Consider the following 10,262-nt stretch of genomic DNA (forward strand, 5'->3'; position numbering starts at 1 on the left):
GATTTGTTGATAAATATCAGCCGCTGAATTTAGTTCAGCATTTGTATTAATATTCTGCAGGTTTATCTGCAGCTTGTGGAGCAGCCACTTCATTTTTGGGTAGCACAATCACTTGATCGGCAGTCACCACGGTGGTATTGGGTTTGCTCTCTTCTTGCGGTGCATTATTTACCGGTGTCGCTTGGCTTGAAGATGAAGATGCGGTTACGCCATAGGTGTCTACTTTGCCTTTTTTCTTGGCTGATTTTGGCGGTGGCGTGGTGGTGTAATGGGTCGAGCCTTTGGTATCCACCCATTTATAATATTGTTTAGCAAAGCTACTCTGGGAGCTTAAGCCCAGTGCAAAACACGCCATCAATAAACTAGTTTTAATTAAAGAAGATGACATAAGCGGGAAGGTCCTGATGATGATCTTTATAGAATAGGTGTGTATGAAATATAATCAATCAATATAAGGTATATTATCTGTTTTTAATGCAAGGTTAGAGAAAAAGAATCAACAGACCGCTGTTTATTTGCCTGAGTTAAAAATTAAATCAACACTTTGAGCTGCACTATAAGTAACGTTTAAGCTTTAAGTTCTGGATTGGGGTGTATTAAATTTAAGCAACGTGTACTCAAAGAGATGTTTTGAACGATTAGATTTATTTATAAGACCAATAATTTTTTCTCATTAATGATTTGATTAAGCTATTGAAATAAATCGTTTTAGCTTAATTTTGTATCTCGGGTCATGCGCTTAAAAATACAGCATCTGGTTTAAAAAATAGTCGCTTTATAAATAATCAGTAAAAAGCCAATTTTTAAACTTGACTTTAATAGTTGAAACCACAAAAATGCTTGCTGTAGTTTTATATGCGTTTATTTGATCACCCTTCGAATGAGCGTCATTTTAGCAGTGGACTTCTTCTCTAGCCGAGACGTTGAACAAAGCCAACAAAATATGTTTATCCCAACATGTTTTAGACCTCATATTGCCCAAACAGCAGTCGGGTCAGATTTTTTTCCTATTGCTATGAAAACTATGAAATTTGTGTGCTATAACATGGCAGACAGTTAATGAATTAACCACAATACAAATGCCCTCCATTTGTTTGTGAAAAAGATTAGGGTGAATCACGTTGGAACTTTTATCTGGTGGTGAAATGCTTGTTCGCGCATTGGCGGACGAAGGCGTTGAACATGTTTTTGGATACCCAGGCGGCGCAGTCCTGCATATTTATGACGCGCTCTTTCAACAAGAAAAAGTCAATCATTACCTTGTGCGTCATGAGCAAGCTGCAGGTCATATGGCCGATGCTTATTCACGCGTAACAGGTAAAACTGGTGTGGTTTTAGTCACATCAGGTCCTGGCGCAACCAATACGGTAACACCTATTGCGACGGCCTATATGGACTCAATCCCGATGGTGATTTTGTCTGGACAAGTGGCCAGTCATTTAATTGGTGAAGATGCATTCCAAGAAACAGACATGATTGGGGTTTCTCGTCCCATCGTGAAACATAGTTTTCAAGTGCGTCATGCCAGCGAAATTCCATCAATTATTAAAAAAGCATTTTATATCGCATCGTCAGGCCGTCCAGGTCCTGTGGTGGTCGATATTCCTAAAGATGTGACCAATCCAATCGATAAATTTGCTTACGAATATCCTGAAAAAGTGAAGATGCGTTCTTATCAGCCGCCATATCGCGGTCACTCTGGTCAGATTCGTAAAGCAATTGAAGAATTAATCACGGCTGAGCGTCCAGTTATTTATAGTGGCGGCGGTGTGGTTCAAGGCAATGCTTCTGCATCGTTGACAGAACTGGCGCATCTTTTAAATTATCCCGTGACCAATACCTTAATGGGATTGGGTGCTTTTCCGGGTGATGATCAGCAATTTATTGGTATGTTGGGCATGCACGGCACGTATGAAGCCAATATGACCATGCATAATGCCGATGTGATTTTGTGTATCGGCGCGCGTTTTGATGACCGTGTGACCAATAATCCAGCCAAATTCTGTCCAAATGCCAAAGTCATTCATATCGATATTGATCCGGCGACCATTTCAAAAACCATCATGGCGCATATTCCAATCGTGGGTGCAGTTGAACCAGTATTGCAAGAGATGTTGGTACAGCTGAAACAAATGAATGTGTCTCAGCCAAATCCAGAAGCAATTGCGGCGTGGTGGGCTCAAATTAATGAATGGCGTAAAGTGCATGGTTTGCGTTACGAACCAGGCGTAAATGGTGTGATGAAACCGCAACAAGTGGTTCAGGCACTGGATAAAATCACCAACAGTGAAGCGATTATTACTTCAGACGTTGGTCAACATCAGATGTTTGGGGCCAACTACTATACCTATAAACGACCACGCCAATGGATTAACTCTGGTGGTTTGGGCACGATGGGTGTTGGTTTACCGTATGCGATGGCCGCAAAGTTGGCTTTTCCAGATCAGCAAGTGGTCTGTATTACCGGTGAAGCATCCATTCAGATGTGTATCCAAGAATTATCTACCTGTAAGCAATATGGTTTAAATGTCAAAATCTTGTGCTTAAACAACCAAGCTTTAGGCATGGTAAAACAGTGGCAAGATATGAACTATGAAGGACGTCATTCAAGTTCTTATGTCGATTCATTGCCTGATTTTCCGAAATTGATGGAAGCTTACGGTCACGTGGGTATTCAAATTGATCATGCTGATGAACTTGAGTCGAAGTTGGCTGAAGCGATGGCGATTAATGACAAATGTGTATTCATTAATGTCATGGTCGATCGTACAGAGCATGTTTATCCGATGTTGATTGCCGGTCAATCCATGCAGGATATGTGGTTAGGAAAAGGGGAGCGCACGTCATGAGACACATTATCTCGGTACTCGTTGAAAACGAAGCGGGTGCGCTTTCTCGCTTAGTCGGTTTGTTCTCTCAGCGCGGTTATAACATTGAAACTTTAAATGTTGCGCCGACTGAAGATGCCACCATGTCGCGTTTGACCCTGACCACCTATGGTGATGATCATAAAATCGAACAAATTACCAAACAACTGAATAAATTGGTTGAAGTGGTCAAAGTGGTCGATTTATCTGAAGGGCCACATATTGAACGTGAATTGATGTTGATCAAAGTCAAATCACTCGGTGCCGCACGTGCAGAAATTAAACGTACAGCCGATATCTTTCGTGCCCAAATTGTTGATGTAACGCCAACCACTTACACCATTCAAATTGCAGGAACCACAGATAAAATTGATGGTTTTATCGATGCATTGGCAGAAAACACAATTCTTGAAGTGGTGCGTTCTGGTGTATCTGGTATTGCGCGCGGCGAAAAAGTTTTAACTCTTTAATTTTTAACTACCCTATTCATCCTCTCCTTGCATAATGGAGAGGGGCTTAACCATAGTGGTTAAGCTTAAAAGGACACAAAAAGCATTTAAGCGGAGACAACAATGCAAATTTTTTATGATAAAGATTGTGATTTATCGATCATCCAAGGCAAAAAAGTAGCGATTATTGGTTACGGTTCACAAGGTCACGCACATGCGCTTAACCTTAAAGAGTCGGGTGTTGATGTTACTGTAGGTTTACGTGCCGGTTCTACTTCTTGGAAAAAAGCAGAAAACTCAGGTCTTAAAGTATCTGAAGTTCCTGCTGCTGTTGCTCAAGCTGATGTCGTGATGATCTTGACGCCAGATGAGTTTCAATCTCAGCTTTATCGTGATGTGATCGAACCAAACATCAAGCAAGGTGCGACTTTAGCCTTTGCACATGGTTTCTCAATTTTGTATAACCAAGTTGTACCGCGCGCTGACTTAGACGTTATTATGGTTGCGCCAAAAGCACCAGGTCATACTGTACGTTCTGAATATCAACGTGGTTCAGGTGTTCCTGACTTAATCGCTATTCATCAAGATGCCTCTGGTAATGCACGTAACGTTGCTCTTTCTTATGCTTCAGGCGTAGGGGGTGGTCGTACCGGTATTATTGAAACTTCATTCCGTGAAGAAACAGAAACTGATTTGTTCGGTGAGCAAGCGGTGCTTTGTGGTGGTGCGGTTGAATTGGTAAAAATGGGCTTCGAAACTTTGGTTGAAGCAGGTTATGCACCAGAAATGGCATATTTTGAATGTCTACACGAACTTAAATTGATCGTCGATTTAATGTTTGAAGGCGGCATCGCGGATATGAACTATTCAGTATCAAATAATGCTGAATATGGCGAATACGTAACCGGTACTGAAGTTATTAACGAACAGTCTCGTGAAGCAATGCGTAATGCATTGAAACGTATTCAATCAGGTGAGTATGCGAAAATGTTCATCCAAGAAGGTGCGCTGAACTATCCATCAATGACAGCACGTCGTCGTCAAAATGCAGAGCATGGTATCGAAGTAACCGGTAACAAGTTACGTGCGATGATGCCTTGGATTCAAGCCAATAAAATCGTCGATAAAGACAAAAACTAAGTTTTTACTTTTTATGATTTAAAAAAGCCGCTCATTTGAGCGGTTTTTTTGTGATACATTACGCATAATCATCTATATTGTTGAGTATATCAGCATGACACCTAAATTATTGCTCGCTGTAACGCTGTTGGCTTTACCTGCGTGGATTCGTGCAGAAACAGCAGATACTCAACAATTAAAGCCACTTAGCGATGTGCGCATTTCTATGCAACGTATGCTGCGTTCAAGTGAAGGACGCTATTTCCTAAGCTTGTATGCGGGTGTTTGGAATCCACATGCCAGTTTATATGATCGGGTGGAGCAATCCGAAACCAAATTAAAAGGCCGACAAAAAGCAGATCAGCTGACTTTAAAATCTGTGGATGCTGATGGCGTTGAAAATGGGCAATATCAGCTCACAGGAACGCTCAATTCAAATACGGGGCAGCTTAAAGCCTTGCTTTTAGCAGCTAATCGGCCTGTGCAGCAATCGGTTGAGTTTGAGCCGGCCATTAAAGTTTCTAATAAACCTAATTTTATTTTTAAATTTTATGGCGCAGAAAAAATCAATCAGCCGGATAGTGCGGCATTGAAAAAAATCGATATTATCAATAAAGACAATAATACAGTAACGCAAAGTTTGGTTGGTTTTAACGCATTTGCAAAAAGTATTGGTTATATGGATATTAATTTTGATGGCTATTATGACATTATTTTGTCCGATATTTCACAAGCGCGAACAATTAAGGATAAGCATTATATTTACTGGATATATAATCCGAAAACACAATATTTTCAACGCTCTCCTCAACTTGAAAATATCGTAGGTTTTCCTAATCTACACGGAGAAAAACAACAGATTGATTTTGGTAATGGACAGTTATATCAAGTTGAAAATGGATTGTTAAACCGAATGAATTAAGCATAGGCTGGCTATTAAAAATAAGATTACGGGTTGTATTCACTACAAAACAGCCCGCCCAATAAAAAAGTAACCTGTATATAATTATCATTATATATCTGCATAAAAGCGTGGATAAAAATAATAAAAATGACACATTAAAAAATATACAAAGAAATTTTTAGCTCAATGTAGCTGATTTAAAAATGCAAATAAACTGTTCCAGTGGACTGGTGTTGCATCTTTATAGCTATCATTTCATACCTAATTATCACGTCTGCTTTCTAACTTAAGATCGCCTAGTGCTTTTGTATTTATCCTAAGCTTTATTTATCTATAAGCACTATCTGGTATAGAGCATGATATTTCATCATCTTAATATTTATCCTATATAAATGGTTTTACAGTTTAATTGAAAAAGACCACAAAAAAGCAAACCTCATCACATTTTTACTTAAAATTATACAATAAATTGCATTTTTTGTAATATTGATGGTATTGATTGTTACTATATGTAAGTGATGTTTTTTATATAAAATATATATAAATCAATGTTTTATTTTATTTAAAGTTAAATTTTGAAATTAAGCGCGTACTTTGTTAGATGAATAGATTAAAAAATACTGTTAATACGATTCGATAAGAATTAAAAATCATCATAATAATGAGCATCTTGTTGTGTTTGTAAGTAAATGTTCGTAGAGAGTAAAAGTCTTGTGAATAATACTGCTTTTGTGCGTTTTGTGAACAATGGTAATAACATAGCCATACGTTCAGCTAACCTTACTTATAATAAATAAAGTTACTAACGTGATTGTGAATAAAATCATTACATATGCATATTCTTTTAAAAAAGAAATGGAGAAATAATATGAATAAAATGACACAAGCTGCATTGGCGGCATTAGTATTAGGTGCAACCTCAACGGCAGTTTTTGCAGCTGACGATGCTAAAGGCGTTGACGATAAATGGTCGGGCTGTCAAGAAATGGGGTGTAGTAAAGATATTCCAATTGAACTGACTGTTGCAAAAAAATGTGTGATTTCAGATCCTAAAGGACTTGTACTGAACACAAATGCAACCAATACAACTACAAGTTACACCATCACCACTAATACACCTTATGTATTAAACCTAACTACTGGTAATGCCAATACTAGTAATAGTACATACGTAAAAAATGCAGCTGGGCTTCAAATTCCGACTGTTTATACCACAACTAAAACCAGCGGTAGTGCAGGTCCAGGTACTCCAACTTGGGGCAACAATAACTATGGTGGCTTAAGTGCTGATGTATTTAGTGTTGCTGCAAAAACAGCATCAGTAGTATCAGCTACACAAGCTGCAGGTGTCTATAAAGATACTTATAAAATCCGTGTATATTACTAATTTTATGAATAACCTAGCTTGATATTATCATCAAGTTAGGTTTTTATTTTATTAAAAAATGAAGAGTTATATCATGAAAAAAATAATATTTATCTTCATAACATCTACTTTACTGTGTATAGAGGCATTTGCAGGGGTTTCAGTAATGCCCGTTCAGCTTTTTATTGTTAATCCAGAAAAGCAGAAATCAACCACACTTACTTTAGAGTCGGTAGATGAAAATGAAAAAAGGATATTTGAAGTTAAAGCATTTAAATGGACTCAAGATGAAAGGGGAGAAAATATACTTGAACCTGATAATAATATAATGATTAACCCTAAAAACTTTATTTTACAACCCAATAAAAAACAGACAATACGTGTCGGTTTTATTCAACCACCTTCTGCTCTTTTAGCGAATAAACAAGAAGAGGCGTGGAGAATTATTGTTGATGAAATACCACCCGTCATTAAAGAGTCTTCAGTAAGATTTTTAGTTAATTTAAATTTACCTTTGTTTTTGGGTAAACAAGATGATCTTAAATTAAAATTTGACTTAAAAGACAACAAATTGATTGTACAGAACAATGCAAACTCGCATTTACAGATTCTAAATTTAAAGATTGTAGATGCAAATAAAAAAGAAATATTTAAAAGTGACGCTATGAGTTATTTACTTGCAAAGAAAAATCAAATATATGATTTAGATAATCTTAAACTCACCAATTCGAAAAATTATTATGTCCAGTTGAATACAGATAAAAATGAAAAAATGGTTGAAATGAAATTGTTTGATTAGTGCAGTGTAGGGGGCTTTCTATGTATAAGAATTATAGGGTATTAATTTTAATTAATATTTTTTTAGCCTGTGGTGTGCATGCTGGGGAGAATGAATTTGATCAATCTATTGTTAATTTATGGATAAATGAGCTAGATCAAGATACAGATGTGATTTTGTTAAAAAATGATTATAATTTTTATATTGAGTGTGAACTACTTAGTCAGAGAAAAATAAATCTTCAGTATTTTAAAACCTTAGCCTCCGATCCAAAATTTTGCTTACTGACAAATAATGATGTAAAAGTTGATTTCGACGAAGAGTCGCAATCAATTAAGTTAACGGTGCCAACAAACTATTTTGATGCGAGTCAATATGGCTCTTATGCCAATGATCTTCCGCAAAAGGCCAATCTGGGTGGCTTCTTAAATTATGATTTTCTGTATGGTCATGAGAACAGCAACAACAATTACAGTGCTTTAGTTGAGCTGGGAATTTTTAAAAACTATTGGATTTTTAAAAATGCGATGCTGTATCGAAATGAGCCTTATATCAATGATTTTTATCAAAATGACTTTTATCCGGATCAGAATTTAGAGCAAAATCTAATTTTGAATCAAAAAGCAGAAAATATTGTCAGATTAAACACTAGTTTAGATATTGATTTTGCAGAAAAAGTTACTCGACTTACGCTGGGTGATACCACTACCGCCTATAATCCATTGATTAATTCGCTTCGGTTTGCAGGAATTAACTGGGGTACAAATTTCACAGAACGACCAAATTTTGTTTATTGGAACTCACCGACGATACAAGGAACAGCACGTCTTCCTTCTACCGTAGAATTATATATGAATGGTGTGAGTATTTATAATCAGAGGGTGAGTCCCGGAGATTATACGTTACAGACTGGTGCGCAAATTCAGCGTACGGGAAATGCACAAATTGTTGTTGAAGATGTTTTAGGTAATCGTAGTGTGCAGAGTTTTCCAATTATGGTGACCAATAAACTATTACGAGAAGGTTTGAATGAATATAATTTGGGTTTAGGTAAGTTGCGTTATAACTATAATTTACAAAGTAATGATTATCGAGAATTTTTTGCCAATGCTTATTTTCGTCGAGGCATTTCTAAAACCGTCTCCTTAGGGACAAATATTTTATATAGTAAAGATATTCAAAATTTAGGATTGATCTGGACACAAGCGCTCAGGAATATTTTAGTATTTGATAGTGTGATACAGGCTTCACATGAAGATGAAAACGGTTTTAATTTTTCCTATGGTCTATCGCTCAGTAAAGATTATGGTCGGTTTTCATTCGGGTTAAGTTCTAAATATACTGAAGAGAAATTTAGATTTTTAGGTGAAAATGACGATATCTATCCGAGTTATCCTCAATTTGAAAATCTCATATATTTTGGTGTTACCGGTGTTCCTGTCCTAGAGAATATAAGTGTCAATTATGTGCAACAAAAATTTTATCAAAGTACTGTATTTCAAAGTGCTGATGAGAAAATACTAAATCTAGGTTTTAATCGAGATATTGGTCAAAATTTATCTTTAGGGTTGAGTTATTTTAACTCGATGGGAGATCGTAAAGACTCTGGAGGGATTTTATCTCTCAGTTATAATTTTGGTAATAATAGACGTGCTTATTTTAATCAATCTGCGGATAGTCAAAGTAGTTTGCAATACGTTAAAAATAGTTCAAGCCAAGTTGGATTCGATTATGCTTTTGGTTTAAATCGTCGTGAAAATGAAAATATTTTTAACTTTGATGGTCAACTCAAAACCAAGGTTGGTGATATTACTTTGCAGCATTTACAGCGCCAATCAGAAGGTGAGTCACAGTTAGGTTATCGAGGTGCATTGGTATTTTTAGATGGACAGTTTAATTTTACAAAATCTGTAGATAATGCATTTGCAGTGGTAAAAGTGGGCGATTATGCCGATATTGATATTTTAGGTGCGTTAAACCGCGTTGAAAAGACCAATAAAAAAGGCTATGCATTTGTTCATGATATTGTGCCATATGTTAAATATGATATTGCCTTTGATGAAAATCAAATTCCTATTGAAACTAAAATTCCATATTCAAATAAACAAATCACAACCTTGAATCAACGAGGATACGTGGTGGGATTCCCAATTCTACGTACTCAACAAGTAACCTTACGACTTGTAGATAAAAATGGCGAAATATTTCCTGCTGGTGCTGAAGTTCATATGAATAACAGTGATGGTGATATTTATCCTATTTCTTCTGATGGTACAGTCGCACTGTATGGATTAATCCCTGGAACTTATAAATTAACCGTTGAAAGTAGTGATAAAGCAACATGTACCAGTGAGTTGGTCATTGGTGAAAAAGCACCTGTAGATAATGCACCACCGCTTGATCTCAGTTGTAAATAAACGGGAGTCAGAAATGAAAATAAAATTAAGTTTATTTGTGCTATCTATTTTATGTGTGTCTGTCTGTCAGGCGAAGCAATGTCAGATTGATCGAATGTCGACTACACAGTTAAGATTGAATTCATCTTATCAGAGTCAGGCTGCGACTTCATTTTCAGTGTCTTGTCAAAGTAATTATGCAATTAAATTTAGTTCGCGTAATTTAATGGGACCAAGTGGAAATAGCTATTTAGTAAATGAAAAAAATTATAAATTAAGAACACAAATGAATATTTCAGGTGCATCAGATTCTCGTTGGAATATACCATTATCACAGCGTGCCGGTGATAATAAGAAATTTATTATCTGGGTGCAATTGATCG

The 10,262-nt window shown here is 36.5% G+C and carries 9 protein-coding genes; 8 read left to right on the forward strand and 1 reads right to left on the reverse strand.

What is annotated here, in order from left to right:
• Positions 1-46 precede the first annotated feature (46 nt).
• On the reverse strand, positions 47-388 hold the full coding sequence (locus SE27_RS03840) for a DUF4124 domain-containing protein (protein WP_039621018.1): 342 nt from the start codon (positions 386-388) through the stop codon (positions 47-49).
• A 733-nt stretch (positions 389-1,121) separates the two neighbouring features.
• Between SE27_RS03840 and SE27_RS03845 the strand changes: the two genes are divergently transcribed.
• From SE27_RS03845 to SE27_RS14390, 8 genes are all read left to right on the forward strand, one after another.
• Positions 1,122-2,849, forward strand: coding sequence for an acetolactate synthase 3 large subunit (locus SE27_RS03845; protein WP_039621020.1), 1,728 nt, complete (start codon positions 1,122-1,124; stop codon positions 2,847-2,849).
• Positions 2,846-3,337 (forward strand): acetolactate synthase small subunit, encoded by a 492-nt coding sequence (gene ilvN / locus SE27_RS03850; protein WP_039621023.1) that lies wholly within the window; start codon positions 2,846-2,848, stop codon positions 3,335-3,337. The genes SE27_RS03845 and ilvN overlap by 4 nt, the downstream gene beginning before the upstream one ends.
• 102 nt (positions 3,338-3,439) lie before the next feature.
• Positions 3,440-4,456: a ketol-acid reductoisomerase gene (ilvC, locus tag SE27_RS03855; protein WP_039621025.1), complete on the forward strand. Its 1,017-nt coding sequence runs from the start codon at positions 3,440-3,442 to the stop codon at positions 4,454-4,456.
• 94 nt (positions 4,457-4,550) lie between these two features.
• Positions 4,551-5,357: an XAC2610-related protein gene (locus tag SE27_RS03860; protein WP_039621027.1), complete on the forward strand. Its 807-nt coding sequence runs from the start codon at positions 4,551-4,553 to the stop codon at positions 5,355-5,357.
• An 850-nt stretch (positions 5,358-6,207) separates the two neighbouring features.
• On the forward strand, positions 6,208-6,726 hold the full coding sequence (locus SE27_RS03865; protein WP_039621029.1) for a hypothetical protein: 519 nt from the start codon (positions 6,208-6,210) through the stop codon (positions 6,724-6,726).
• Between the two features lie 73 nt (positions 6,727-6,799).
• A complete protein-coding gene (locus SE27_RS03870; protein WP_039621031.1) occupies positions 6,800-7,504 on the forward strand; it encodes a fimbrial biogenesis chaperone in 705 nt (234 codons plus the stop codon).
• Between the two features lie 20 nt (positions 7,505-7,524).
• Complete coding sequence (locus tag SE27_RS03875) at positions 7,525-9,900, forward strand: fimbria/pilus outer membrane usher protein (RefSeq protein WP_039621033.1); 2,376 nt, start codon at positions 7,525-7,527, stop codon at positions 9,898-9,900.
• Positions 9,901-9,913: 13 nt separating this feature from the next.
• Positions 9,914-10,262, forward strand: a 349-nt coding sequence (locus SE27_RS14390; protein ID WP_455549962.1) for a hypothetical protein, incomplete at its 3' end; no start/stop codon positions are given.

This window comes from Acinetobacter harbinensis, from assembly GCF_000816495.1.
Classification (GTDB): Bacteria; Pseudomonadota; Gammaproteobacteria; order Pseudomonadales; family Moraxellaceae; genus Acinetobacter; species Acinetobacter harbinensis.

What these genes read in the sequence shown, in the direction of transcription:
- ilvC (WP_039621025.1), top strand. Translation starts at nt 3,440, where the DNA reads ATGCAAATTTTTTATGATAAAGATTGTGATTTATCGATCATCCAAGGC.
- SE27_RS03875 (WP_039621033.1), top strand. Translation starts at nt 7,525, where the DNA reads ATGTATAAGAATTATAGGGTATTAATTTTAATTAATATTTTTTTAGCC.
- SE27_RS03840 (WP_039621018.1), bottom strand. Translation starts at nt 388, where the DNA reads ATGTCATCTTCTTTAATTAAAACTAGTTTATTGATGGCGTGTTTTGCA.
- SE27_RS03870 (WP_039621031.1), top strand. Translation starts at nt 6,800, where the DNA reads ATGAAAAAAATAATATTTATCTTCATAACATCTACTTTACTGTGTATA.
- ilvN (WP_039621023.1), top strand. Translation starts at nt 2,846, where the DNA reads ATGAGACACATTATCTCGGTACTCGTTGAAAACGAAGCGGGTGCGCTT.
- SE27_RS03865 (WP_039621029.1), top strand. Translation starts at nt 6,208, where the DNA reads ATGAATAAAATGACACAAGCTGCATTGGCGGCATTAGTATTAGGTGCA.
- SE27_RS03860 (WP_039621027.1), top strand. Translation starts at nt 4,551, where the DNA reads ATGACACCTAAATTATTGCTCGCTGTAACGCTGTTGGCTTTACCTGCG.